General features: G+C 53.5%; 23 protein-coding genes and 1 tRNA gene. 12 read left to right on the forward strand and 12 right to left on the reverse strand.

The features are described 5' to 3' along the window. The first annotated feature begins 36 nt into the window (after positions 1-36). Positions 37-864 carry an SDR family NAD(P)-dependent oxidoreductase gene (locus ACRBCU_RS01390; protein WP_431363563.1) on the forward strand — a complete coding sequence of 276 codons (828 nt, stop codon included), beginning with the start codon at positions 37-39 and terminating at the stop codon, positions 862-864. Positions 865-868: 4 nt separating this feature from the next. Here ACRBCU_RS01390 and ACRBCU_RS01395 read toward each other — a convergent pair whose 3' ends face one another. After that, positions 869-1999: a lytic murein transglycosylase gene (locus tag ACRBCU_RS01395; protein WP_431363564.1), complete on the reverse strand. Its 1131-nt coding sequence runs from the start codon at positions 1997-1999 to the stop codon at positions 869-871. A gap of 75 nt (positions 2000-2074) precedes the next feature. After that, the gene (gene ttcA, locus ACRBCU_RS01400; protein WP_431363565.1) at positions 2075-2917 is read right to left on the reverse strand and encodes a tRNA 2-thiocytidine(32) synthetase TtcA; all 843 of its coding nucleotides are present in this window, start codon (positions 2915-2917) and stop codon (positions 2075-2077) included. 138 nt (positions 2918-3055) lie between these two features. Between ttcA and ACRBCU_RS01405 the strand changes: the two genes are divergently transcribed. Further along, positions 3056-3991, forward strand: coding sequence for an alpha/beta fold hydrolase (locus ACRBCU_RS01405; protein ID WP_431363566.1), 936 nt, complete (start codon positions 3056-3058; stop codon positions 3989-3991). Here ACRBCU_RS01405 and yidD read toward each other — a convergent pair. From yidD to rpmH, 3 genes are read right to left on the reverse strand one after another with little or no spacing between them, the layout of a single operon-like run. Next, positions 3988-4209, reverse strand: coding sequence for a membrane protein insertion efficiency factor YidD (gene yidD / locus ACRBCU_RS01410; protein WP_431363567.1), 222 nt, complete (start codon positions 4207-4209; stop codon positions 3988-3990). The genes ACRBCU_RS01405 and yidD overlap by 4 nt on opposite strands. Further along, on the reverse strand, positions 4206-4610 hold the full coding sequence (gene rnpA / locus ACRBCU_RS01415; protein ID WP_431363568.1) for a ribonuclease P protein component: 405 nt from the start codon (positions 4608-4610) through the stop codon (positions 4206-4208). Before rnpA ends, yidD begins: the two co-directional genes overlap by 4 nt. Positions 4611-4635: 25 nt before the next feature. Next, a complete protein-coding gene (gene rpmH / locus ACRBCU_RS01420) occupies positions 4636-4770 on the reverse strand; it encodes a 50S ribosomal protein L34 (RefSeq protein ID WP_009831305.1) in 135 nt (44 codons plus the stop codon). Positions 4771-5059: 289 nt separating this feature from the next. Here rpmH and ACRBCU_RS01425 point away from each other — a divergent pair, with 289 nt between their 5' ends. The 4 genes from ACRBCU_RS01425 (at position 5060) to ACRBCU_RS01440 (ending at position 8841) form a co-directional block, all read left to right on the forward strand. Next, a complete protein-coding gene (locus ACRBCU_RS01425) occupies positions 5060-5797 on the forward strand; it encodes a TVP38/TMEM64 family protein (RefSeq protein WP_431363569.1) in 738 nt (245 codons plus the stop codon). 2 nt (positions 5798-5799) lie between these two features. After that, positions 5800-7218, forward strand: a complete 1419-nt coding sequence (locus tag ACRBCU_RS01430) for a dihydrolipoyl dehydrogenase family protein (RefSeq protein ID WP_431363570.1) — start codon at positions 5800-5802, stop codon at positions 7216-7218. A gap of 93 nt (positions 7219-7311) precedes the next feature. Further along, positions 7312-8700 carry a sensor histidine kinase gene (locus ACRBCU_RS01435; RefSeq protein WP_431363571.1) on the forward strand — a complete coding sequence of 463 codons (1389 nt, stop codon included), beginning with the start codon at positions 7312-7314 and terminating at the stop codon, positions 8698-8700. A gap of 64 nt (positions 8701-8764) precedes the next feature. Further along, positions 8765-8841 (forward strand) — tRNA-Arg (locus ACRBCU_RS01440). A gap of 103 nt (positions 8842-8944) precedes the next feature. On the opposite strand, the gene ACRBCU_RS01445 is transcribed toward ACRBCU_RS01440, so the two are convergent. The 7 genes from ACRBCU_RS01445 to ACRBCU_RS01475 form a co-directional block, all read right to left on the reverse strand. Continuing rightward, positions 8945-9970: a tyrosine-type recombinase/integrase gene (locus tag ACRBCU_RS01445; RefSeq protein WP_431363572.1), complete on the reverse strand. Its 1026-nt coding sequence runs from the start codon at positions 9968-9970 to the stop codon at positions 8945-8947. A 566-nt stretch (positions 9971-10536) separates the two neighbouring features. Then, positions 10537-10746: a helix-turn-helix domain-containing protein gene (locus ACRBCU_RS01450; protein ID WP_431363573.1), complete on the reverse strand. Its 210-nt coding sequence runs from the start codon at positions 10744-10746 to the stop codon at positions 10537-10539. 81 nt (positions 10747-10827) lie between these two features. Continuing rightward, positions 10828-11646: a hypothetical protein gene (locus ACRBCU_RS01455; RefSeq protein WP_431363574.1), complete on the reverse strand. Its 819-nt coding sequence runs from the start codon at positions 11644-11646 to the stop codon at positions 10828-10830. Then, positions 11647-12867: a hypothetical protein gene (locus ACRBCU_RS01460; RefSeq protein ID WP_431363575.1), complete on the reverse strand. Its 1221-nt coding sequence runs from the start codon at positions 12865-12867 to the stop codon at positions 11647-11649. A 76-nt stretch (positions 12868-12943) separates the two neighbouring features. Then, complete coding sequence (locus tag ACRBCU_RS01465) at positions 12944-15586, reverse strand: DEAD/DEAH box helicase (protein ID WP_431363576.1); 2643 nt, start codon at positions 15584-15586, stop codon at positions 12944-12946. 3 nt (positions 15587-15589) lie between these two features. Beyond that, positions 15590-17194, reverse strand: a complete 1605-nt coding sequence (locus ACRBCU_RS01470; RefSeq protein ID WP_431363577.1) for a site-specific DNA-methyltransferase — start codon at positions 17192-17194, stop codon at positions 15590-15592. A gap of 48 nt (positions 17195-17242) precedes the next feature. Then, positions 17243-18418 (reverse strand): tyrosine-type recombinase/integrase, encoded by a 1176-nt coding sequence (locus tag ACRBCU_RS01475; RefSeq protein ID WP_431363578.1) that lies wholly within the window; start codon positions 18416-18418, stop codon positions 17243-17245. A gap of 1008 nt (positions 18419-19426) precedes the next feature. Between ACRBCU_RS01475 and ACRBCU_RS01480 the strand changes: the two genes are divergently transcribed. From ACRBCU_RS01480 to ACRBCU_RS01505, 6 genes are all read left to right on the forward strand, one after another. Then, the gene (locus ACRBCU_RS01480) at positions 19427-20467 is read left to right on the forward strand and encodes a TRAP transporter substrate-binding protein (protein WP_431363579.1); all 1041 of its coding nucleotides are present in this window, start codon (positions 19427-19429) and stop codon (positions 20465-20467) included. Between the two features lie 59 nt (positions 20468-20526). Then, on the forward strand, positions 20527-21108 hold the full coding sequence (locus ACRBCU_RS01485) for a TRAP transporter small permease (RefSeq protein WP_431363580.1): 582 nt from the start codon (positions 20527-20529) through the stop codon (positions 21106-21108). Next, a complete protein-coding gene (locus ACRBCU_RS01490) occupies positions 21109-22608 on the forward strand; it encodes a TRAP transporter large permease (RefSeq protein WP_431363581.1) in 1500 nt (499 codons plus the stop codon). It abuts the gene before it with no gap. Positions 22609-22674: 66 nt separating this feature from the next. Next, complete coding sequence (locus ACRBCU_RS01495; protein WP_431363582.1) at positions 22675-22983, forward strand: thiamine pyrophosphate-dependent enzyme; 309 nt, start codon at positions 22675-22677, stop codon at positions 22981-22983. A gap of 98 nt (positions 22984-23081) precedes the next feature. Then, positions 23082-23885 carry an SDR family NAD(P)-dependent oxidoreductase gene (locus tag ACRBCU_RS01500; RefSeq protein WP_431363583.1) on the forward strand — a complete coding sequence of 268 codons (804 nt, stop codon included), beginning with the start codon at positions 23082-23084 and terminating at the stop codon, positions 23883-23885. Between the two features lie 10 nt (positions 23886-23895). Further along, complete coding sequence (locus ACRBCU_RS01505) at positions 23896-24663, forward strand: crotonase/enoyl-CoA hydratase family protein (protein ID WP_431363584.1); 768 nt, start codon at positions 23896-23898, stop codon at positions 24661-24663.

Below are 24663 nucleotides of genomic sequence, written 5' to 3' on the forward strand. Positions count from 1 at the left end.
GGCTTAGCTTTGACAGGTACATCGGGGAGGGAACACATGGCAGCGCTTCAGGGAAAACTCGCTTTAATCACGGGGGCCTCTGCGCCAGAGGGGATCGGGCGCGCCATTGCGATGCGCTTGGCAGAGGAAGGTGCCTGTGTGGTGGTGACGGACATCGCGCAAAGGATTTCTGTTGATGGGGTCGAAACGACACGCACCGCGATGTTGGAAGACCTGGCTGAGGGGATCAGAACCGCGGGCGGCGAGGCACTGGCGCTACCGCTTGATGTGACCTCAGAAGATAACATCACAGAGGTCATACAGCAGGTGACCGCGCGGTTTGGACGGCTTGATATTCTTGTGAACAATGCCGGATCCTTGGCTGGCTCGGATAATTTCTTGAGCACAACAGCAGTCCAATGGAGCGCCAGTTTTGAGGTTAATATTCTGGGGCCGATGATGCTGTCGCAAGCGGTTATTCCCCATATGCGCGCGCAGGGTGGGGGCCGTATCATCAATATTGGCTCAACTGGTAGCCTTGGCGCTGAAGCAGGGTTTGGGGCCTATACCGCGATGAAACATGGCCTTGTTGGGATGACAAAAACCTTGGCGGCAGAGTTTGGCCCCGATGGCATTTTGTGCAACACTGTTTGCCCCGGGTACATCGCAACGGACATGCACAAGGCTGCAAATGTGCGCCTTGCTGGTGAGCAGGGGATCAGCGTGGCCGATATGAAAAGACAGCGGTATGCAAATGTCGCGCTGAGGGATGCAGGATTGCCCCGCGATGTGGCCAATGCCGTTGCCTATCTCGCGGGGCCTGAGGCCAATTATGTGACGGGGATCAACCTGCCTGTGACGGGCGGTGTTCCCTTTGGAATTTAGGCGCTTAGAGGCTGCGCAGTAAATCCTGCGATGGCGTGCCTGTGACGGGCAGGCCCTTGCTGCGTTGATAATCGCTGATTGCGGCTTGGCTTTTGGGGCCGAGAACACCGTCCGCGCCGCCTGTGTCAAAGCCGCGTGCCGTCAGGCGTTTTTGCAAGAGGACGCGATCGTCTTTAGTGAGGCCATTGGCGTCTGGCGGGAACTTGCCACGCAGGGGGCCAGCGCCGCCAATACGGTCGGCGAGATGGCCGACGCCAATCGCGTAAGCGTCGGAATTGTTATAACGCTTGATCGCGCGGAAATTGCCTGTGGTGGCAAATTTCGGCCCGCCCGCTTGCGGTTGAAGCGTGCCTGAGGCGGATTCAGAACCCCATTTCACGCCGCGCGTCCAACCGTTGCGTTGCAGATAAGCGGCGGTAGAGGCGAGCGCGTCAGAGGGGTCCGCAGACCAGATGTCGCGCCGTCCGTCGCCTGTGTAATCAACGGCAAAGCCTTGATAAGATGTGGGAATAAACTGGGTATGGCCCATCGCGCCTGCCCAGCTGCCGACCATGCGATCCGCCGTGATGTCACCGTTCTGAATGATCTTCAGCGCCGCAACGAGCTGCTTTTCAAAGAAGGCCCCGCGTCGCCCATCAAAGGCTAGCGTTGAGGTCGATGAGATGATCGGGATATCGCCCATACGCTCGCCGAATTTACTCTCAAGGCCCCAGATCGCGCAGATGATCTCTGCATCGACGCCGTATTTGGCTTCTAGCGCATTCAAAGTCCCGCGATGGCGCGCAAAGGCGGCGCGGCCCTTGGTGATGCGCTCGTCCGAGGCGGCTATAGAGAGATAATCCTCAAGCGAGCGTTTGAATTCGGTCTGGTTGCGGTCGCGTTTCACCACGCCCGGCAAATAGCCAGCACCGCGAAAGCCTGCGGCAATCGTGGCGGCGCTGATGCCATAGCCACTGGCGCGATTCTTGAAGGAGGCGACCCAAGCGTCATAGCCCGCGTTGGGCTGCGGGCGCATATCGGGGGCAAGGCCTGTTGGCTTTGGGCGGGACGTGCCAGAGGATTTCGGACTGCTCACACAGGCACTCAGGCCAAGGGCACCCAAGGTCAGGGCAAAATGTCTACGGGTAAATGTCATATCACTGCTCGCGCTTTGTGCGTTGTTTTGCGTGACACTAGCGCATTGTTGCTGATGCGCAAACAATCCCTTGGTTTATTCGGGCTTTGGCATGTCTTCGCGCATCAATCCCGCGAAATCAAAGAGCTTGGGGTCCAGCAAATGCGAGGGGCGCGCATTCATCAGCGCGCGGAACATGACTTGGCGACGACCGGGGCTGTTGGCCTCCCAGCCATCCAAGATTTGCTTCACTTGTTGGCGCTGCAATCCGTCCTGAGAGCCGCAGAGATCGCAAGGAATAATCGGGTAGTTCATCGCAGTGGCGAATTTTTCGCAATCGACCTCGGCCACATGGGCGAGGGGGCGATAGACAAAAAGATCGCCCTCATCGTTGAGCAATTTTGGCGGCATCGTCGCAAGGCGACCGCCATGGAAGAGGTTCATAAAGAAGGTCTCAAGAATGTCATCGCGGTGATGGCCAAGTACAACGGCAGAGCACCCCTCTTCGCGCGCGATGCGATAGAGATTACCGCGTCGCAACCGCGAGCAAAGCGCGCAGAAGGTGCGGCCGGCTGGGATTTTATCCATAACAATCGAATAGGTATCTTCATATTCAACGCGGTGCGTCACGCCCATTTTCTCAAGGAATTCGGGCAGCACCGTCGCGGGAAAGCCGGGCTGGCCCTGATCGAGATTGCAGGCCACCAGCTCAACAGGCAAAAGCCCGCGCCACTTGAGTTCGTGCAACACCGCCAGCAAGGTATAGCTGTCCTTGCCACCAGAGAGGCAAACCAGCCATTTGGTGCCCGGTTCGATCATCCCGTATTGCTCAATCGCCTCGCGCGTATTTCGCACGATGCGCTTGCGCAGCTTCTTGAACTCAGTGGTTGAAGGCGCGCCAGCGAAAAGCGGGTGAATATCGTTGTGATCATCAAGCATGGGCGCGATATGCCAGTTTCGCGCGATGCTGGGAAGCGCGAATGTGTCGATGCCTCTACGCGGTTTTCAAGAAAAAGCTTTGGTTTTCTCGTGATGGTTGTACGTTTGCTTTTATTTTAGACAATTGAGGATTTTGAAATGTTCTTTGCAACTCGGCGTACTTTACGAAAACAAAAGCCCGATCAATATGGATATGGCGTTGCCGCAAAAACGCGTTATGCGCGGTGCGCTCGCGATGCGTCCACTCAGACAGGTTGGAGTAGTGAGCGTCTTGATCAAGCGGACTGGTTCGATCAGGTCGTTAGTCGCGGCGACGGAAATGATGTTCTCATCTACGTTCACGGGTTCAATACAGAGCAACAAGATACGTTTCAACGTCTTGAGATGATTGAGAAAGGTTTGCGCAAGCAAGGTTACTTGGGGGCAATCATCGCTTATGATTGGCCAAGTCGTGGCGCACGCTTTTTCATAGATATCGACTACAATGGCGATAGAAAAAAGACGATTGAATGCGGGCCACACCTTGTTGGCGATATCATTTTGCCGCTCTTGTCGATGCCGAACGCACCGCGCGTCCACCTCTTTTCTCATTCAATGGGGGGGCTCGTTGTATTGAATGGTTTCGCTGGGTTTGGCGATTCTCATGGGCCAGGTGCAGGGCCTTGGAGTGTGGACCAAGTCGTCTTCGCTGCAGCCGATGTTCCCCAGTATTTTATGGAGAAAGGGGCTTGGGGATCGCTCGTGATGACCCATCACAGCAAACGTTTTACCAATTACTATAGTTATGACGATTCCATTTTGCGTTGGTCCCGCAGGATTAATTCTGGTCGCGCGCGGCTTGGTTCTGAAGGTTTGGCGTCTCCGGCAGAAAAGAGCCACGAAGATGTGTCTTGCACACGAGAATACCGAGCAGGCGAAGGGAGCTATGAAGAAACCCGATTTGTCTCACATCGCTGGTGGTTTGAAAGCGAAGCGTTCTTTGCCGATTTTGCAGGCGCTTTGGCAGGAAAAGATGGATTGGCAGAGGGCACACGCAGGCGCGCAGTCGCAGGGGATTTCATTCTTCAGCGTTAATCAGGAACGTTGTCGATGCCTGAACTGCCCCAAGGGTGGCAGCGACCAATGCGGCGCGCGGCAAGCCAGCTGCCTTTGATCGCGCCGTGTTTTTCCAGCGCTTCCATCGCATAGGCAGAGCAGGTTGGGTGATAACGGCAGTTGCGGCCGACCCATGGTGACCAAAGCAGGCGGTACAGCCGAACGGGCAGGGCGACGATATGTGCAAGCGGGCTCATTTGGCACCATGTAGTTTTTTAAGCGCATAGCGCAAGTCGCCGAGCAGCAAATCAAAGGGACGGTTTGCAGTCGCGTCGGCGCGTCCGATCAGCACGTAATCGCAACCTTGCTGGCCATGTGCGGGCAAGACAGCGCGTGCAGCTTCGCGCAAACGGCGTTTGGCGCGGTTGCGGGCAACGGCGTTGCCGACCTTCTTGGAGCATGTGAACCCAACGCGCACCGCGGGATTATCATCACGGCGATCACGCATTTGCACCATCATCGAGGCTGTGCCCTGACGGCGCGCGCGCGCGGCAAGCAGAAAGTCGCTACGTTTTTTGAGAACAGGCAAACATGACGAAACCGCCGAAGGCGCGTTCTCGTCAGCGGCAAGCGCATCGGAGGCCTTCGGCGGTGTCAAAGTCATAAACCTAAAAGGTGGGCGCTTACGCGCTCAGCTCTTTACGGCCCTTTGCGCGGCGCGCGTTCAGGATCTTGCGACCTGCTTTTGTGGCCATGCGCGCGCGAAAGCCGTGGCGGTTCTTGCGAACGCGATTCGATGGTTGAAAGGTGCGTTTCATCGCTCCGTCTCCGTATAAGCAGGGCGATGCGCAGATTCGCGTGGCCCAATGTATCTAGAAGCCCGTCCAATAGAGGGGCGGTGGGGATAAGTCAAACCATTGCAGAGCGTTTTTCTGCAACATTTGACCTTTGTGCTGCGGGCTAAATGTTTCAGTTTTGCAAGAATGTCCAGCTTTGATCACGTCAATTGTCACTCGCGATCAAGCGGACGTGATAGGTCTATCGTAACCAAACGCAAATACGCATGTTGCTGTCAGACAAAACATAAGATTTGCCCGAAAGAGAACGATGAGTGATATGACACAAACCCCCGAAACCAAATCTGGGCTCGCCAGATATTTGCCTTTGATTGTGATCCTTGTGGTTGCCATAGTCGGTGCCTTCACGTTGAAGGATTATCTCAGTTTCGACGCCCTGCGCGATAATCGCGAAGCCTTGATCGGTTTTCGCGATAGCAACTATCTTATTGCTGTGCTTGGCTTTATCGCCATTTATACTGCGGTCGTTGCGTTTTCATTGCCCGGCGCAACCATTGTCACACTAACCGGTGGTTTCTTGTTCGGGACAGTCTTTGGCACGGTCTTTAATGTGACAGGCGCTACGGTTGGGGCTACTCTTATCTTTCTCGCGGCGCGCTATGGGTTTGGTGAAAAACTGGGGGCCAAGTTGGAATCCAGTGACGGCGCAGTGAAAAAGATCAAAGACGGTATCGATGAAAACCAATGGTCGATGTTGTTCATTATTCGCCTTGTTCCTGCGGTCCCGTTCTTTATTGCGAATCTCATTCCCGCATTCCTAGAGGTGCCTTTGCATCGCTATGTCATTTCGACCTTCTTGGGAATCATCCCCGGTACGTTGGTCTTTACGTCTGTTGGCGCTGGGCTCGGTGAAGTTTTCGCGAAAGGCGAATCCCCAGACCTAGGCATCATCTTTGAACCACATATTCTTCTCCCAATTCTCGGCCTCAGCGCGCTTTCTTTGCTGCCAATCCTCATAAAAGCCGTCACAGGCAAAAAGGACATCTAATCATGGAAACGATCAAGACAGATATTCTGGTTATTGGTGCAGGCTCAGGCGGCTTGTCGGTTGCGGCTGGCGCAGTTCAAATGGGCGCGAGTGTGGTTCTTCTTGAAGGGCACAAGATGGGCGGGGATTGCCTGAATTTTGGGTGTGTCCCTTCAAAGGCGCTGATTGCCTCGGGCAAAGCAGCTTATGGACAGGCTCATGCATCTGGATACGGAATCGCAAATGCAGTGCCCCAGGTCGATTATGCGGCAGCAAAAGATCATGTCGCAGATGTTGTCACAACGATTGAGCCAATGGATAGCCAAGAGCGCTTTGAAGGGCTCGGAGTAAAAGTTATCCGGGAATATGGCCGCTTTGTTTCTGAGACTGAGGTCGAAGCAGGCAATTACCGCATCAAAGCGCGCCGCATTGTCATTTCGACGGGCTCATCCCCCTTTGTGCCGCCGATCCCCGGTTTGGAGACGGTTCCCTATGAAACAAACGAAACCCTGTTTGAACTGCGCGAGCAACCAGAGCATCTGTTGATTATTGGCGGTGGCCCGATCGGCATGGAAATGGCACAGGCGCATCTACGGCTCGGGAGCAAAGTAACCGTAATCGAAGGAATGAAGGCGCTTGGTAAAGACGACCCAGAAATGGCAAATATCGTGCTGGATCGTTTGCGCGCTGAAGGGCTGGTGATCGAAGAGGACGCTTTAGCTGCCGAGATCAAAGGTAAAGCCGGTGCAATTGAAGTGCATGCCAAAGATGGGCGCGTGTTCAAAGGCTCGCATCTTCTGATGGCCGTTGGTCGAAAAGCCAATATGGACAAGCTGAACCTTGAAGCGGCAGGCATTGAAACCCACCGCACGGGCATCACCGTGGATGACAGTCTCAAGACAACAAACAAGCGAGTTTATGCGATCGGCGATGTGGCGGGCGGTCTGCAATTTACTCATGTGGCGGGCTATCAAGCAGGGGTGATCATCCGTTCCGCTCTCTTTGGGTTGCCCGCAAAGCAAAGCACTAACCACATCCCTTGGGCCACTTATACGGACCCTGAATTGGCGCAGGTCGGACTGACAGAAGCGCAGGCGCAAGAGGCGCATGGTGATAAATTGGAAGTGGTGCGCTTTGACATTCACCACAACGACCGTTTGATTGCAGAGCGCAAAGCCTATGGATTGATCAAAGTGATGGTTGTGAAGGGCCGCCCTGTTGGCGTGTCCATTGCTGGCCCACAAGCGGGCGAGTTGATTGGTATGTGGTCGCTCGCGATTGCGAACAAGCTGAAGATGAGCCAGATTTCCGCTATGGTCGCGCCTTATCCGTCGGTGTTCGAAGTGAACAAACGCGCGGCAGGGGCTTACTTCACACCGCGCCTGTTTGAGAATGATACGGTCAAGAAGGTGGTGCGGCTTGTGCAGAAGTGGCTCCCATGATTGGGTGCGCGCGTGTGTTATTAGTGCGGGACGCTCCGCGGGGAGTTTTTTCAGGAAAATGAAGCCAAGAGCGATCATACAGAGGCAGCGCGTATGCTGAACTCATTATCAGGGCGGTTCTTGATCCTGACCACCGTCTTTGTGATGCTGGCTGAGGTATTGATCTTTTTCCCTTCCGTGGCGCGCTTTCGCGAGGATTATTTGCTTTCGCGATTGGAGCGCGCGCAGATCGCTTCGCTCGCGCTTTTGGCGGATGATATGATTGATGCGGACCTTGAAGAAGAGCTGCTGCTCAATGCGGAGGTCTATAATGTTGTACTCAGGCGCGACGCCGTGCGCCAACTTGTTTTGTCCTCGCCCATGCCGCGCCCGATTGATCAGACGTTTGATCTGCGTGATCCGAGCGCGATTGAGCTGATTGGAGATGCGATTTCTCGCCTGCTTGCAACGGAGGCAGAAGTGATCCGGATCATCGGCGCACCTGTGCGTGAAGCGGGGTTGCTGATCGAGGTTACAATGCCGACGGATGGTTTGCGCATGGCGTTGATAGACTATGGCCTGCGCATTTTGATCCTCTCGGCGGTCATATCCATCTTTACCGCGTCTTTGCTTTTCTTCGCTGTGCGGATGTTGTTGGTGCATCCGATAAAGGGCGTCGTTGATCATATGCAGCGCTATGCAGCAGCGCCAGAGGATGCACGCCGGATTATCGAGCCGACGGCTGGGGTGACGGAGTTGCGAGAAGCGGAAGATGCGTTGCAGAGTATGCAGATGGAACTGACGCAGGCCTTGAAGCAGAAAGAGCGCCTTGCGCAACTTGGCGGGGCAGTCGCCCGCGTGAGCCATGATCTGCGCAACATTCTAACCTCCGCGCAATTGTTCACCGACCGTATCGAAATGAGCGAAGACCCCGTTGTGCAGCGTATGGCTCCGAAGCTCGTTAACTCAATCACGCGCGCCGTGAATCTATGCGAAACCACGTTGGCGTTTGGAAAAGCTGAGGAACCCGCGCCGAGGCTCTCGCGGTTTATGCTGAATGGTATTGTGGCGGATGTCATTGCGTCTGAGAGACTAGCCGTCGGCGAGCATGACCTCAGCTTTTCTGAAGACATCCCTGCGGCAATGTCGGTTCGCGCGGATCCCGAGCAACTCTATCGCGTACTTTCCAATTTGGTTCGCAATGCGCGTCAGGCCATTTTGGCAACCGGCAAAGCAGGAGAGATATCTGTTCGAGCGCTAGAGGACGAAGAGAATTGGATAATCTCGGTTCAAGATACTGGGCCGGGTTTGCCGAAAAAGGCGCTTGAGCACCTGTTTACACCATTTCAGGGCGGCGCGCGCAAAGGCGGGACGGGCCTTGGCCTTGCGATCGCGGCTGAGTTGATCAAAGGCCATGGTGGCGCACTTGAGATGGGTAAAAGTGATGAAAGCGGGACCTGTTTTGAGATACGTTTGCCGAAGGGCGATATCGCGAATGCATAAAGCATGACATTTTATCACTTTTGCCCTTGCATCGCTTTGTCGGCTAAACTAATCACCCCCTCACGGACCGATAGCTCAGCTGGATAGAGTACCTGACTACGAATCAGGGGGTCGGGGGTTCGAATCCTCCTCGGTCCGCCATTAAAGCCCCTTAAGTATTTGTTTTTTAGGAATTTTGTGGCCGTTCGCGAATTTCGTTCCCACACCTGTTCCCACACTTCGCTTTCGTTTGAATTGCCTTTGGTCACCCATCTTTCTCGCCCGTAACCAATTTGCGTTGATCTTCGCGACTGATTTGGCCGTAATTGCGTAAAGTCGTCAAAACATCGGTGTGTCCAAGGTTCTGCGAAGTGGCCACGAGTTCAGCGACAGACGCCGCATTTTTGGCCGCGTGGCGGGCCAGCATGTGACGAAAGGCGTGTGGGCCGTAGTTCTGAACGCCTGCAGTTTCAAACGCCCTGCGGACGATTTTGCGCACCGGTTCTGTGCTTTTCCAATGGCTGCGCGTAAAACCGTTTGCTTCAAAGCCTGAATTTGACTTTGCGGCGATTGCGGTTGCTGGGAACAATGGGTCATCCGGTCCATAGAGCGCGACTTCGTCACAATAGGTCATCCAACCGGAAAGGGCGATCTCGGCTTCGCAAAACTCTTTGGCAAAGAAAGTGTCGATGACTTTTCCGAATTTGGTCGCCACTTCTCGCGGGTTTTGGGTGACAGATTTTTCCTGCAAATCAACATGCTTGATCTTAAGCGATACCAATGCAGCTACACGAACGCCCGTGAGGCACAGTAAAGCGAATACTGCCTTATCGCGCTTTTGCTGCGGCGTTGTGCAGGGCATAAGGGCAAGGGCGCGTTTGGCTTGGTTTATGCTAGGCGCTGGGCGGGGTGGTGCCGCGCGGGCCTCTGCTTCGTCACGACGGGACAGATTGAAGTAATCCGCGTCTGCCGCTTTGATACGGCTGCGAAACCCGTCTTGCTGGGAAAGCCACAGGACAAATTCCCGTAAAGTTGCCAAGATAGATCGCATAGTTGATTTTCCTAAGTGCTTTCCGGCCTTTGTCTTGCTTTGCTCCAAGTGAGTACGGAACCCCATCGCTTGCTCAATATGAAAGCGGGCGAAGTCTTTGCGCCCGTTCCAGACGTCAAACCGTTCAAGGGCCGCGATCTCACGATCCAGCGTTTTTTCCGAAAGTTGGCGGGCGAACTTGCGATATTCAAGAAAGCGGCGTTTCAGGCGTTCGTTCTTTTCATTGGGTCGTTTGGTCATCGAAAATTCCTATTGTTTGGGCTGGTCTGGGTAGAGGTGTTTTCGTGGGGCAGTGGCGTATTAATCCGGGTGGCTTTGGGTGGTCGCGTAGGGCAGTGGCGCAAAGGGAAATACAGGGGGGCGTATGTCCACCATTATAATGTCACTTCTACCCGCGTTATTGTGAGGTCCAGTTTTGCGTGAACCTCTGGCAGGTCGCTTAACGATATTGGTTTGCAAACGATGCCCTCGCAGACGCCACAAAGCGCAGTCAGCATAGATTTGTTGCCTTCAATTTTGCAGTCCGCCATTTTGGCTGCGGGCGCTCTGCCCTTTCTGCAGCGCAAACAGTAAAACTCGCATAGGTCTGTTTTGACTTTCCGATTTGCGCGCTGGGCGGTGATGTAGTCGTGCAGATCATCTCCGCGAATAAGTGGCGGGTGGCTTGCGTCCAAAAGTGGCAACCCATCCCGCGTCCAGTTCCTAATTGTGCGGATGGAAACGCCGACAAGTGCCGCCGCCTCCGCTTTTGTGTAACAACGATAAGATTTGATCCCGTTCAGGCGGGCTTGCTTTGGCACGGCGCGTTACTCCGTGTCCGTTTGGAAGGATGCAAGCCACTCGTGAATGGCCTCAATCTTGATCAAACGGCGCGTGCCGATCTTAATGCTTTTCAGGTCACCTTTGGCCAAGGCGGCGTAAAGGCTGGTCCGACCTATGCCTGCCAGCCGCGCGGCCTCATCAGGTGATACTGCGATAGGGGGTGTTGGTTGATTGTTCTGCTTTTTGGTTGTCATTGTTCATTCTCCGCCATTTGGTGACAGATGAACCTTGGCGGACGTGGGGTGGATCAAAACAGACCGTGCGTTTTGATCCAGTTATGATCCACCTCTGAACTTTGTGACGAATTTGTTAACTACTGACTGTGATGGAATTTTTTGATTTGGGAACTGGACCTTGTATTCGGCACGCAATGCTTTCGCCTCTTCGTTACGGCCTTTCAAGGTGCGCTTTTCTTTTACTCTAATAGCGCTAAGTTCACTTAATGGTTTCGAGTACTCATTGCGCCGACCCCCGTTGCGTTCTTTTGGTACGCCCGCGATGGCCTGAAGGTCCGCAACAACAATGAGCTTTCCGGTCTCCGGCTCAAGGTCGATAATGTCCCGTATTTGTACGGTGTTGTAGGGGGCGACAGACAACGTACCGATTGAGGTCAGCACAATGCCAAAGGGGGACTTTAGTTCGCTCGACGTGGCTGATTGAAAGCCGTTGACGTCTTGGGCCTCCTGCATCTTGGGCGTCACATACACAACAACAGCTCCTTGATGAGTATCAAGCGCCCCGACCCGCCATGTTTGGCCTTCTAACGGCGTTGATTTGCGTCTCCTACAATTCAGGTGATCTGCAATCTTCGCCACAAATTCAGACAGGTTCGGTTGCGTGGCGATTAATTCGGAACGTGCTTTGGATACAAAGCCAAAGTCGGGGCAATAAAAGCCATACTGCGAACCCTCATAGACGATCTCCGAATCATGGGGCTGGTTGCATTCGTCACAGATAACGGATGAAACAACACCAGTTTCTTCGACTAGCCCCGCTTTGATTAGGTCGCGATACGCTGGAAAAGAAGAATATTCGACGCTGCGAACCCGACCGCGCTGGGCCAGTAGGCTGGCAAAGAGGTCCATCGCATTCAATTATGCGGCCTCTATCACATCAACAGTCTCGGGGGGCGGCGCGATCAATTTCCACCGATCTAGAAGGGCCATAACAAACTGGCGCTCTGCTTCTGTCTTGTTGGGAATGGTCGTGGTGTTTGGGCTGCGCAAGGTCACTGTCAAAGTCTTGGCCCGCTTGCCGTCTTCGGGCGTTTGCATGATCCGAAGTGTTGCGCCAGTGATTGTCCAACCCACAGCATGAATTGGAGACTGGCCACCAAACTGGCGTTCAAGGAATTGGTAAATGGTTTCGTCATCCCCGCGATGTTCAAACCGCGCAAAGCCGCCGCCAACAGAATAAAACTCAAGCGATGACATTTCGACCTTTGTAACACGGTCGGCAGGTTCGATGGGAAAAGTGGGGTTCGAGCGCAAATTGCTTAACAGTACATCCCGCCGTGGTGTTTCAACTGGCGGTGCGGATTGTGGCGCAAAGTGCTTTGAGAACGATGATGCGTATCTGTCGCGCATTTTCTTGCCTCCACGGGCGCAGATTTCCACAATCCGCTCTTCGGCGTTGCAGGCGATCCCGACTTCCATAACCCGCTGAACGATCTGCCGCTCCAAACCTTCGGATGGGCCAAAGGTCAATTCGCTTTCGGCGCTGGCCTCTACATAGATTGTTGCCTGCAAGATTTCGGTTTCTTCGCCCGTGATAGGGTCGACGCGAATAGAGGTATACCAATCCGCCTCGCGTTTGCGGTGTTCAGGTAATTCGAGAATAGCGATTGCATCCGCAACAAAGCCTGCACGGGCGGCGTCATCGCCCAGCGCCCAAGGTTTCCCGTCGTCATCAAATTGAAAAGCAGACCATTGTTTGCCGCCTGTTCGCTGCATCAGGGACGCCTGTACGGCCACGCGCTCCAAAATCTTGGGATGCTCGGTGGCCAGCATAAGCAACACGTCTTGAATGCCCAGCAGACCCTCCAAATCAATGCGCTGGGCGCTGCAAATCTGTTCCGCTGCGGTCATGGTTTGTGGTGTGGCCAAGCTGGCAAGGTGATCCAATTCCGCTTTGACGCGATCTTGGCCAAGGTCAGGTAAATCGGAAATGAGGTTATTTATTTCATTCACAAGCGCCGTTCCGCGCCCCTCGCTTTGCCAATTAAAGTCATCAGGGGCATGAACCCCTTTTGCCTTTAGAAACGCTGCCAATCGTGCGTCAGGGGATTTGCGGATAAAGCCGTTGAATGAAGCCATGAATTGTGCCTTTGATTGTTTCAAGGGCTATATGTGGTGTTCACAGGCGCGTGATACAAGTCAGGGGCGAACGAATTTATGAGATGATTCTATCTATAATTGAAAAATCTCTAGCTGTTGGCATGCAAAATAAACACATCCCATCGCTGGCTTCGGCCCATACGTCACCAATTTGCATCTTAATTTTCGAATCGTCATTGGTTTTATATACTTCCCCTTTGTATTCAACGATCAGAATTCGACCGTCTTTCAACATCACTACAAAGTCTGGGTAAAATTTCTTGTCAGGCAGTTGAAGCCAGAAAGAGTTTTTTTGCCTGTCAACGTTCCTAATCCAATATTGAACTTTTTCATGGCGGTCCAAATGGACGGCGCATTCAAATTCCTCACCCTCGGCTTTCATGTCACCAATTAGGTTGGTGTAGTGTTTGTTGAATTTCGTTGTACCGACATAGGGTTTATGCGGAACTGCTTCTTCATCAAAGATCATCGCCATGTCCGAACTTGTGGAAAAGCTTTCAGCGTCGCTGGAAAACAGGGCTTGATAGTTCCCATTCTCACGTTCCTTGCGTAGGTCATTTATCAAGCCCGCAAGAACCTTGCGAAGGTCGTATTTGTTGCGCGCCAACACATCCAATTCGATACCGGAGGCTATCAGCGCGTCAATTGTGCCAGTGATAAACAAGATTGCGGCAGGCTTGGTCACATCGGGGTGCTGAATGCCCATATCAAGCCAATTGGCGAGGCGAGGCATGGTCCATTCAGGTTCTTGAATCACGGCCCCAAGTTCGCCCTGCAGGCGGCGCACGAAATGGATTTCGACTTTGCCTTTGTCAGTTACATCAATTTCGCCAGACTGGCTTTCGTCGATAACTTTAAAGCGTTCAACGATGGCCTTTGGATCGCATTCGTCCAAACGCCACGGCAAGTCCAAGAAGTGTTCCTTGCCGAAAAGTTCCAGTTTGCCCTGTTTCCTAAAACCCAATCGCGGAACGATGAAGGGCGGCTTGGTTTCATCTGCCGCCGCCGAAGTTTGAAAATTGTTGGACTTAGCATAAAGGCGATCAATCACCTTTTCGAATTGCGGTATCTTCGCGGTTGCGAGTTGCAATAGGTTGCGCCCTTCGCGGGTCATCTGCCCTTTGTAGGCCACGGTCTTTGTCTCAGGATTGAACGATACCCGCGCCTTTACAGATGACGGTAGCTTGTCGAATATCTCTTCGATGCTTTCCGCTGTGACCGCCTCGTCCTCGATTGCGTCGGATTCATGGTCCGTTTCATCCGCGACCTTGTCATAGGGCAGACTTGCCTGTTTCGAGATCAGCTCTTCCGCTTCCTTGGCGCTGAAACCGGCCCCCTCAATTAACCCATCACGTAACCGCTGGGCGGCGTCATCGAAACTTTGGGATGCAACATAGGCATAAGCGCGGTTGAGCGCGTCACGGCGTTTTAGACGCGCCTGTGGCATACGTAGAATGCGGCCAAGGATTTGTTCAATCGCGGTTTTGGATGTTTGTTCTGCTACAGAACACAAGACATAAGCAAAGGGGCAGTCCCAGCCTTCTTTCAGCTTTGCAACCGTGATGATGTAGCGAATGGAGCAATCTGGGTCTTTCAGGTCAACGCCGTCGATTTCGGTCTTGTTGCCCGTTACCACTGCAACCTGGTCTTCGGGCAAGCGCTTGTCTTCCAAAAGGTACTTTTCCAACGCCTCAACCGTGATCCTGTGCGGGTCATTTTTAGATTTGGACTGGGCTTGAAACAGCACAATAGGACGGATGTATTCGCCTGTTTCGCTCTGTTCGGCTTTGGCCGCTTCTTCCAGTTGGTTACGACTATCCAATGCCGCGCCAACCGTCTTGCGCCAATCTCTGTCCGTGGTCAGGCGGATGGGCAGTTTGATCATCTGTTCGGCTTTGAGTTCCGCCGCTGATACTGAATGCAGAATGTTGGATGCGTGTTTGTCTTTGGCGGGAACGTGGTCAGTATTCGGCGTAGCAGTCAGTTCCAAGATCAACGACGGATCAAACCGCGCCAACGTGTCAAACGACAAAGCAGACCGCGCATTGTGCGCCTCATCCACGATCACCATGGGGCGATGCAGTTTTAGCAGGTTTGCCAATGAAGACACAGGGCGGTGCGTGTCTGGCACCTTATCCAAACGCGCGACTTGATCCTCTGATAAGCCTGAGAAATGATCCATCAGGCTTCCTGCATCTTCATAGACCTTGCGGCCTTCGGTTTCCTCAATTCGGAACGCCTGAATGGTGGACACGATGATACAAGCGCCGCCCTCTGCATCGGCACGTGACATAGCCAATGCTTCGGACTTGGTCAGGACGGATATGTTGCGGCCAAAATCCTTGGCCAATGCCACGCGATATGGGTGATCTTGATTTTTCAGCGCAGCAACGGTCTGTTCCAGAATTGGCGTGCTAGGGACAAGCCATAGAACCATCGGGTTCGCTACATGCAGAAACTCTTTCGCCGCGATCCCAACCGCGTGGGCACCCATGATGGTTTTGCCGCCGCCAGTGGGGACACGTAAACAGACATAAGGCGTGCCATCGGCTACATATGGGGCCTGATAGAATGGCAGCTTTGTTTGCAGCACAAAGGCGGTTTCGCCGCCGTGCAGGTCTGCTTGTTTTAGATAATCGCGAAAGGCCCCAAGGGATGCTTCTTGGTATTCCTTTAGTTCAAAATTCACCGCCGCCATGATTTACGCCCCTTCAATCTGATAGGGGATTTGTTTGAAGATCACGCCAGCCTCGGCAAGTCGTTCCTTACCTACGGTGCAACCTTCGCCGTAGATAATCCATTTACCCACAAAACCATCGGGCGGTGTGGGCAGAGACGCAAGCGTATCGGGCGTCAACACATTACCAGAGGCTTCGCGGGCAAAGCCAGCCTCGGCGGGGGAGAATAGCAGGTAAACGGCTTTGTTTTGATGTTGGCCAAGATAAGAGGAGTTGCCTGTTGCCTTGGCTGGAATAGGCGCGCCGCACTCGGCAAAGAACACATGCGCGGCCAAATTGGGGAAGGTGACGCCGCCATCAATATCGCCAAATTCGTTGAACAAAGGAACGCCAAGACGGCAGTAACGGAACCCGCCGCCAAGCCCTTCGACGGGTTTGTCAGGGTCGCCGCCTTTGTCATAGCCGTTAATAACACGTTTCAACCGTTCAGCGGTGATATCTGGTGCAATCTGTTCATCCATTTCCACAAGAATGAACTTGCGATTACCGCCGTCTTGTTTGTTGAGGTCAAGGACTGCATGGCCAGTAGTTCCAGAACCCGCAAAGGAGTCTAGGATGAGGTCGCCTGCCTCTGTTGACTGCTGGATAAATTGAGCAACAAGTTCCTGTGGTTTTGGAAAGTCGAACTTCCGTTCTCCAAAGATGTCATCAATGCTCCTTGTACCGTTCCGAGTATATATGCCTTCCCCAGCAATCGATGAATAGCCAGTATATTTGTCTTTCAAATCTTCTAGGAAGTTTTTTGCTCGCGGCCTGCCATCAGGGCTGCTGGGCCAAAGTACTCTCTCTTGGGCAATCATTTGCGCCATGCGGTCTTGACCGTAGCGCCATCCCATTTGAGGGCACCCGTAGTCTATTCCAGTATTTGGATCAATTAGATTATAGTGCAGATTTGGCCGCGCTTCTATTGTAGCAATCCCAACCATATTGCCGCTAACCCAATCGCCTCTTGGGTCATCGTCCGGGTTTGTGTATTGAGTGGCATTTCGTTCTTCACCGCGCAATCGGTTTCCATAGACAAGGACGTATTCATGGTCCGTGGATACACCTGTGGTGTTGCGGTTATCTTTGTTTTGTCGGGATTTCCAAACAAGTTGTGCAATAAAGTCTGACGGTTTGAAAACAATATCCATAAGGTTGCGAAGGTAATTGACGGCTACATCATCAATACTAACGAAGATAACCCCATCTTCTCGCAAAAATTCTCGCAACAACCGAAGGCGTGGATACATCATACACAGCCATTTGTCATGGCGGGACAGGTCTTCGGCTTCTTTACCCACAACATTGCCCAGCCACGCCTTGATCTCTGCCGAATTGACATTGTCGTTATAGACCCAGCCCTCGTTCCCTGTGTTATAGGGTGGGTCGATATAGATGCATTTTACCTTGCCCGCGTAATAGGGCAAAAGGGCTTTGAGCGCCTCAAGGTTGTCGCCTTGCACCAGTAGATTGCCCGCATCCGCGTCGCCTGTGGACAGATCGCCATCACAATGCACCAAGCGATACGGCACTTCGCGGTGATGGTTCACAACGGCTTTCTTGCCGATCCAGTCTAGTGTGGGCATGTGCAATCGTCCTGATACAAATGGGTTGGTATCAGTCCTAAAGCAGGTTCATCCCAGTGCAACAACATTCGTGGCAGAATTGTCTGGCATGGCTCTTTGGCTCCAAGCCTCCATCAGGGTGCGCCTTTTGTCGAAGAGGTCAGACCGCGCATAGGCGGCTTCGGATTTGTCTTTGATCCCATGCGCCAACGCGGCCTCGATGACTTCACGTGCAAAACCTGTGGTTTCACCTGCCCAATCGCGAAACGTGGAACGGAACCCGTGGACGGTAATATCGTTCCGCCCCATGCGACGCAAAAGCGCGGTCATGCTCATATCTGAAATTGGGCGGCCCGCTTTGGTTTGACTTTCAAAAACTAAATTGTCATGTTCGCGGTGTGGTCCCAATTGAGTGATCATGTCTGCGGTTAAGGGCACGCGGTGTTCTTTTCCTGCTTTCATGCGCTGGGCGGGAATGGTCCAGATTTTGTTTTCCAGATCAATCTCTGCCCAAGTCATTCCGCGTGTTTCGCCAGATCGCGCTGCGGTTAGAATGGTAAAGCCCAGCGCCCGCGCGGCAACGCCAGTTCGGTTGGAAAGGTCAGCCATAAAGTCAGCAATTTCGGCGTGTGGCAGGGCAGGGTGATGTTTTACGGCTTTTACTTTTTTCGGCTTTGGCAAAAGGTGATCCAAGTGCCCACGCCAACGCGCGGGATTGTCGCCTTCGCGAATGCCCAGCGCCGACGCGTAGTCCAAAACTGCCTCTACCCTTTGGCGCACGCGGTTTGCCGTTTCTGGTTTTTGCGACCAAATCGGCTTCAACGCACCTACGACGTCCGCAGTGGTGACATTAGCGATCTGCATCGCGCCAATGCGTGGGTAAACATAAGCTTCTAGTGTAGACGTCCATTGCGCCGCATGTTTGGCGCTCTTCCAGCCGGGGCGTTTGCTTTCGATCAGTTCCAGCGCAGCGTCTTGGAATGTTTTCGGTTTGGCTTGTCGCTTAATCGCAATCGGATCACCGCCCGCCGCAATGAGTTGACGGGCCTCTAACGCCTTTTCCCGTGCCATTGCCAAAGTTACGTCTGGATAGGCACCAAGGCCCAGATCATGCCGCCGCCCGTGAACCTGATAGCGCAGCACCCATGATCGCGCACCGGATGCTTTGACATATAGAAAAAGCCCGCGCCCGTCGCCATGCCGACCAGCCTCCGCAGTTTCAACTTTTCTCGCGCTCAATGGCATATCGTTCCCACATTTGTTCCCACACTCAAACGTGACTTAAGACGTTTCTACATGAACTTCAAGGAACAGATATGAATTTATAATCCTGATTTTATTATATAAAAATGAATTATGGCGAATTTGAGCGAACCCGAGAAAACAGGGGTTATACGGTTCCTCGGTCCGCCATTAAAAACAAAGCCTTAGCGGGTAACCGCTAAGGCTTTGTTTTTGTCTCATGAAGTGTAAAGTTTTGTGCAGGAAAACCATGCCCATCAATGCGCAACCCACCAATGTAGGTGGTGCAACAGCATTTGCTGTGAACACTGACGAAGTGAGGGAACTGCGCCGCGACGCGAAAAGATCTTAAGGAGGTCGTCGCGGAGCTGACGTTTGAACTGCGGCTTTTCAAAAAAGCATGATTGGCCCTTCTCGGCAGATTGCTACGCAATCGCCTCTCGGGCGATGGATGGGAGCGACGACGAATGAGGTTTCCCGCATCAAAGAAGCCAGAGTTCAACTGGCTGGTCGAGGAAAGTCATCTGTCTGCAAGCCAAAGCTCGCCCGAAAGTCACGACTGAAGCACCGTTTGCGGGGGGGGCTGGGCTTTGCCGCGAAGGATTGCGCTACGGGCTCGGCGATTTCGTCGAAATCAAAAATATTTGTATGCGTGGAATTGGAGCTTATGCGGGAGGTTTAACCCTTCCTTGCTCGAAGGGGGGGCGTTGGGCGAGACGCATGCATGGTGCTCGGCAGAATTGCATTTTCATCGCTTAGTTGGGTCGTAGCCATACGATTGTGCAGGCGAAAAGGGGGCAAAGTGTCAGCGAAACAGTGCAAGGCCTTGCGGGGTTGGTTGAAACGCCTCTGGACATTGCTTCACAATACCCAGATGAAAAACATCTGAGTGGTCTTTGTGCTAGGCTTTGTGAACTTGCTTCTTTGCGAATTTCGCTGGACTCAATTAGGTATAGAGCATAACAATACTGTGCAATAATAAATCGGATTGGTTGTCATTGGGAGGATAACATGACCTTACTTCGCAGAAATCTACTGAAACTAACAGCGGCGGCTGCGCTGAGCCTTGGTGCATCGACAACGATGTCAGTCGCGCAAGATGTTACATTGCGCCTGCACCAGTTCTTGCCGCCACAAGCAAATGTTCCGAAAAACATTATCATTCCTTGGATTGAGAAAATCCAAGAGGCCTCAAATGGCCGTATCAAAATTGATCATTTCCCCGCGATGCAACTGGGCGGCAAGCCGCCTGAGCTGATCGACCAAGCCATTGACGGCGTAGCAGACATCGTTTGGACCGTTTCGGGTTATTCGGCTGGGCGTTTTCCGCACACAGAGGTATTTGAGCTGCCCTTCATGATGTCGGATGCAGAAGCCACCAGCAGCGCTTATTGGGAAATGGCGCAGAAATATATGGTAGATGGCGAGTTCAAGGATTTTCATCTTCTTGGCGCATGGGTTCACGGCCCGGGCATCATCCATTCCAGCGATCCAATCATGACGCCAGAGGATCTCAATGGCGTGAAGCTGCGCGCGCCAACGCGCGTAACGAACCTGCTGTTCTCAGGCATGGGTGCGACAGCCGTTGGCATGCCTGTTCCTGCGGTTCCAGAAGCCCTGTCAAAAGGCGTTATCGACGCGACTGTGATCCCTTGGGAGGTTACAGGCGCATTGAAAGTGCCAGAGCTGGTCACCAACCACTTGGAGTTCGGGGATGAGACGCTTTACACGACGACATTCCTGTTTGCGATGAACAAAGCCAAGTACAACGCGTTGCCGGATGATCTAAAGGCAATTCTCGACGAAAACTCTGGCGCAGCGTTTTCCGCTTTCGCCGGCAAGCAAATGCAAATCGACGATGCGCCAGGTCGTGAGTTGGCCTTGGACCTTGGCAACGAAGTGACAACGCTTTCGCCTGAGCAAGTCGACGTTTGGCGTGCAGCAGCTGCGCCAACGGTCGACAAGTGGGTCGAAGATATGAAAGCCAAAGGCATCGATGGTGTTGCTCTTATTGACGAAGCGAAAGCTTTGATCGAGAAGTACAGCAACTAAACACTACGCAGCCTCGCTCCTTTGGGCGGGGCTGCATCGCTATCTCGTTAGGTTTTAGCATGCTCAAATTTATCACCAAATTAGCACACGTGATGGCCGTCCTTGGCGGCCTTGTTTTGACTGCGCTTGTCTTGCTTGTCTGCATCAGCGTCCTTGGTCGCGGCGGCAATACCTTTGCCCACTGGGATGCCTTGCAATCGGCAGCGCCCGGCGTATCAGCGTTTTTGCTTGGTGCAGGCATTGGGCCTGTTCCGGGTGATTTTGAAATTGTCGAAGCCGCGGTAGCCTTTGCCATCTTTGCATTTTTGCCGCTTTGCCAGCTCAGAAGCGCGCATGCGACCGTGGACGTTTTCACATCCTTTTTGCCAGCGAGAACGAACGTCCGTCTCAAGGCTTTTTGGGAAGTTGTTTTGTGCCTCGCGATTTTGCTCATCACCTGGCGACTTGGCGTTGGGATGAGCAGCAAGATCGCAAATGGTGAAACCACGCTTCTTTTAGGTTTTCCAAAGTGGTGGGCCTTTGCCGCGAGCTTCGTTGCCGCAATCGTCGCTTCCATCGTCGCGCTCTATTGCGCATTTGTACGCACAACCGCCGCAATACGCGGTGCTGAGGCCGATCTTGGCCAACACGAGGCTTCCTAAATGTCGATGCTAGAGCTAGGATTTTGGTCCTTTCCCCTCCTTTTGTTGATCATATTTCTGCGCGCGCCCATTGGTTTGGCGATGCTTGGAATGGGCATTGCTGGCATTTGGTTGGCGCTTGGCGACCCTTCCGTGTTCTTGGCTAAACTCAAGACCGAGACCTTTTCCACATTTTCCAGCTATTCGCTGACGATTATTCCGATGTTCCTGCTCATGGGGCAATTCGCGACGCTTTCGGGCATGTCGTCTGCCTTGTTCAAAGCCGCAGAGAGCATGCTCGGCCACCGAAAGGGCGGCGTTGCCATGGCATCCGTTGGGGCCTGCGCAGGCTTTGGCGCGATCTGTGGCTCCTCGCTGGCAACAGCTGCCACGATGAGCAAAGTCGCCCTGCCTGAGCTCAAGCGCTATGGCTACTCAGGGGGCTTTTCCACGGCCACGCTCGCGGCGGGCGGCACGCTGGGCATCTTGATCCCGCCCTCCGTTATCCTCGTGATCTACGCGATCCTGACCGAGCAGAACATCGCCAAGCTCTTCCTCGCGGCCTTCGTGCCGGGCATCTTGGCCGCTGTTGGTTACATGATCACCATTTCGATTTACGTGCGCCTGTTCCCAAAGGCCGCAGGCACACGGCCTCCTGTTCCTTATAGCGAAAGAATGACTGCGCTTTTGAATGTCTGGCCCGTTGTATTGGTCTTCGGCCTCGTTGTTGGCGGTATCTATCTTGGTTGGTTCACTCCGACAGAGGGCGCGGCAGTTGGTGCATTTGGCACAGGGTTGTTGGCGTTCCTCTCTGGCAACCTGACTTGGACTTTGTTCCGCGACGCTATTCTGGCGACTGCGACGACGACAGGGATGATCTTCTTCATTATCCTCGGGGCGGGGTTCTACAACTCGTTCCTCGCGCTCACGCAAGTGCCTCAAGAACTCGCGACATATGTTCTGTCACTGGGCCTGACGCCTTGGATGGTTCTGGCGCTGATCCTCGTCTTCTATCTGGTCTTCGGATGTTTGATGGACTCGCTGTCGATGATCCTTCTGACGATCCCGATCTTCTTTCCAGTCATTTCCGCGATGGACTTCGGTCTAGTTTCATTGGCTGAGCTGCAAGCCGCGAAAGCGCTAGAGGTATTGGCGGTGGGTGTGCCTGAGGGCATGGCGGCAGGAATGCTCGATAGTATTCAAACAGCCATTGCTAACGGCGCAGAGCTAACCCGCGAGCAAATGAAGGCGCTCGATATCCGCATGACGCAAGGCATGGCGAACCGTATCGAGGCAGAGTACCTCGCGATCTGGTTTGGCATCTTGGTTTTGATCGTTGTTGAGGTTGGTTTGATTACCCCGCCCGTGGGAATGAACCTCTTTATTATCAATGCGATGGATCGTGAAACGCCGATGGTGGAAACCTACAAGGCTGTGATGTTCTTCGTGGGATCAGACATCGTTCGGGTGATCCTCTTAGTGCTTTTCCCTTCGATCACTCTCTTCGTTTTGACGCTGTAAAAGTCTGGCGCAGCACATGGCGCGCACAGCCGACCTGTCGTTTTGTTTGCGGGTGACGGCGGCTTCATGATGGGCGGCGTTACCGAATTCAGCACAGCAGTTCGCACAAAGCGCGATCTGATCGTAATCATTTGCAACGATTCCGCTTATGGGGCTGAACATATCCAGATGCTCGATCGCCAGATGGAGCCGTCCTTGACCGAATTCGTTTGGCCGTCCTTCGCGGATGTCGCCAAGTCGCTCGGCGGGGAGGGTGTGACTGTAGCCTCACCCGAAGATTTGGAAGTCGCGATTAAAATGATCCAATCCTGCAAAAGTCCGATGATCATCGAGCTGAAGCTAGACCCGAACAAAGTTCCGCGTATGCGTCTGTAGCGGCAGATAAAACAAGAGATGTAACTATTATTGAATATACTTATGTCACATAAGTAATTGCGCGACTCGAAGGGCTATGCTCTAGTGCAAGCAACGAAATGCCCTTTGGACGTGCAATAGAAGTTGGAGTGAACGCCGTGCAGCTCAATGAAACAAACGTTCTGGTCACAGGCGGTGGAAGTGGTCTTGGTGCTGCGACCGCTCGCCACTTTGCTGCTCAGGGCGCTAGTGTTGCGATCTTGGATTTCAATCTCGACTCGGCGCAGACCGTTGCGAAAGAGATTGGCGGATTTGCCGTCCAAGCGGATGTTGGTGACGAAGCCGCTGTTGGCACCGCCTTTGACGCAGCGATTGAATATTTCGGCAGCGCGCCGCGCATCGCGATTAGCTGCGCTGGCGTTGGCATGGCTGCGCGGATCGTTGGCCGCGAAGGCAAGCTTTCGTTCGATGTTTTTGAAAAGACCCTCCGCGTCAATCTTTTTGGCACTTACAACGTTATGAGCCATGCGGCCAAGCATATGGCTGATCTCGAGCCTTTGGCGGACAATGAACGCGGGGTTATCATCAATACCTCGTCTGTTGCTTGGCAAGACGGTCAGTTGGGGCAGGCGGCTTATGCAGCTTCAAAGGGCGCGATTGCGTCGATGTGCTTGCCTGCCGCGCGCGAATTTGCCCAGACAGGTATCCGGGTTATGGCTATTGCGCCGGGGCTTTTTCATACACCCATGATGGAAGGCCTGCCCGATGAGGTTACGGCAAAAATCACCGCAAATATTCCGTTCCCAGCGCGACTTGGTGATGCCCATGAATATGCGCTTCTGGCTGAGCAGATTGCCCAAAACCCGTTCTTGAACGGCACGACTATCCGACTAGACGGCGCCGTGCGCCTTCCCCCACGCTGAGGAGAGCGACATGGCAGACCCAATTCTGAAGATCGAGATCGACGGTGCGATTGTCACCCTGACAATGAACCGTCCGGGCAAGCGCAACGCGATGTGTGAAGAGCTGCTCGAGGCGCTTCAAGCTTTCTACTTTACCCCGCCAGAGGGGGTTCGCGTGGTGATCTTGCAAGGGGTTGAAGGGCACTATTGTTCTGGCCTTGATTTGTCAGAACATGTGCACCGCTCTGCCGAAGAGAACCTCTACCATTCACGCCATTGGCATGCGGTGATGGAGAAAATCCAATTCGGTGGCCTGATCACAGTCTCGGCCATCTTTGGTGCCGCAATTGGCGGTGGTTTGGAGTTGGCTGCGTCCACACATGTACGCATCGCAGAAGCATCGACCATTTTCCAGCTGCCTGAGGGACGTCGCGGCATTTTCGTTGGCGGCGGCGCAACGGCGCGTGTTGGTCGATTGCTTGGCGCTGACAGAATGACGGAAATGATGCTCACAGGGCGCAAATATGGCGCTGATGAAGGCGTTGCGCTGGGCTTGGCGCATTATTCGGTAGAGGACGGCGCTGGCTTGGAGCTGGCGCAGTCCTTAGCGGGCAAAATCGCCCGTAATGCGCCCTTGTCAAACTACCTGATGGTTCAGTCGATTGCGCGCATCAATGACATGTCTCAAGCAGACGGGTTGTTCACGGAATCCCTTGCCGCAGCCCTGTCTCAAACGACGCCCGATGCCGAAGAAGGTCTTCTTGCCTTCCTCGAAAAACGTGCGCCGAAATTTAGGTGA

It is taken from the genome of Planktotalea sp. (assembly GCF_050633725.1).
Taxonomy (GTDB): Bacteria; Pseudomonadota; Alphaproteobacteria; order Rhodobacterales; family Rhodobacteraceae; genus Planktotalea.

What these genes read in the sequence shown, in the direction of transcription:
- ACRBCU_RS01390 (WP_431363563.1), top strand. Translation starts at nt 37, where the DNA reads ATGGCAGCGCTTCAGGGAAAACTCGCTTTAATCACGGGGGCCTCTGCG.
- ACRBCU_RS01395 (WP_431363564.1), bottom strand. Translation starts at nt 1,999, where the DNA reads ATGACATTTACCCGTAGACATTTTGCCCTGACCTTGGGTGCCCTTGGC.
- ttcA (WP_431363565.1), bottom strand. Translation starts at nt 2,917, where the DNA reads ATGCTTGATGATCACAACGATATTCACCCGCTTTTCGCTGGCGCGCCT.
- ACRBCU_RS01405 (WP_431363566.1), top strand. Translation starts at nt 3,056, where the DNA reads ATGTTCTTTGCAACTCGGCGTACTTTACGAAAACAAAAGCCCGATCAA.
- yidD (WP_431363567.1), bottom strand. Translation starts at nt 4,209, where the DNA reads ATGAGCCCGCTTGCACATATCGTCGCCCTGCCCGTTCGGCTGTACCGC.
- rpmH (WP_009831305.1), bottom strand. Translation starts at nt 4,770, where the DNA reads ATGAAACGCACCTTTCAACCATCGAATCGCGTTCGCAAGAACCGCCAC.
- ACRBCU_RS01425 (WP_431363569.1), top strand. Translation starts at nt 5,060, where the DNA reads ATGAGTGATATGACACAAACCCCCGAAACCAAATCTGGGCTCGCCAGA.
- ACRBCU_RS01430 (WP_431363570.1), top strand. Translation starts at nt 5,800, where the DNA reads ATGGAAACGATCAAGACAGATATTCTGGTTATTGGTGCAGGCTCAGGC.
- ACRBCU_RS01435 (WP_431363571.1), top strand. Translation starts at nt 7,312, where the DNA reads ATGCTGAACTCATTATCAGGGCGGTTCTTGATCCTGACCACCGTCTTT.
- ACRBCU_RS01445 (WP_431363572.1), bottom strand. Translation starts at nt 9,970, where the DNA reads ATGACCAAACGACCCAATGAAAAGAACGAACGCCTGAAACGCCGCTTT.
- ACRBCU_RS01450 (WP_431363573.1), bottom strand. Translation starts at nt 10,746, where the DNA reads ATGACAACCAAAAAGCAGAACAATCAACCAACACCCCCTATCGCAGTA.
- ACRBCU_RS01460 (WP_431363575.1), bottom strand. Translation starts at nt 12,867, where the DNA reads ATGGCTTCATTCAACGGCTTTATCCGCAAATCCCCTGACGCACGATTG.
- ACRBCU_RS01465 (WP_431363576.1), bottom strand. Translation starts at nt 15,586, where the DNA reads ATGGCGGCGGTGAATTTTGAACTAAAGGAATACCAAGAAGCATCCCTT.
- ACRBCU_RS01470 (WP_431363577.1), bottom strand. Translation starts at nt 17,194, where the DNA reads ATGCCCACACTAGACTGGATCGGCAAGAAAGCCGTTGTGAACCATCAC.
- ACRBCU_RS01475 (WP_431363578.1), bottom strand. Translation starts at nt 18,418, where the DNA reads ATGCCATTGAGCGCGAGAAAAGTTGAAACTGCGGAGGCTGGTCGGCAT.
- ACRBCU_RS01480 (WP_431363579.1), top strand. Translation starts at nt 19,427, where the DNA reads ATGACCTTACTTCGCAGAAATCTACTGAAACTAACAGCGGCGGCTGCG.
- ACRBCU_RS01485 (WP_431363580.1), top strand. Translation starts at nt 20,527, where the DNA reads ATGCTCAAATTTATCACCAAATTAGCACACGTGATGGCCGTCCTTGGC.
- ACRBCU_RS01490 (WP_431363581.1), top strand. Translation starts at nt 21,109, where the DNA reads ATGTCGATGCTAGAGCTAGGATTTTGGTCCTTTCCCCTCCTTTTGTTG.
- ACRBCU_RS01495 (WP_431363582.1), top strand. Translation starts at nt 22,675, where the DNA reads ATGATGGGCGGCGTTACCGAATTCAGCACAGCAGTTCGCACAAAGCGC.
- ACRBCU_RS01500 (WP_431363583.1), top strand. Translation starts at nt 23,082, where the DNA reads ATGCCCTTTGGACGTGCAATAGAAGTTGGAGTGAACGCCGTGCAGCTC.
- ACRBCU_RS01505 (WP_431363584.1), top strand. Translation starts at nt 23,896, where the DNA reads ATGGCAGACCCAATTCTGAAGATCGAGATCGACGGTGCGATTGTCACC.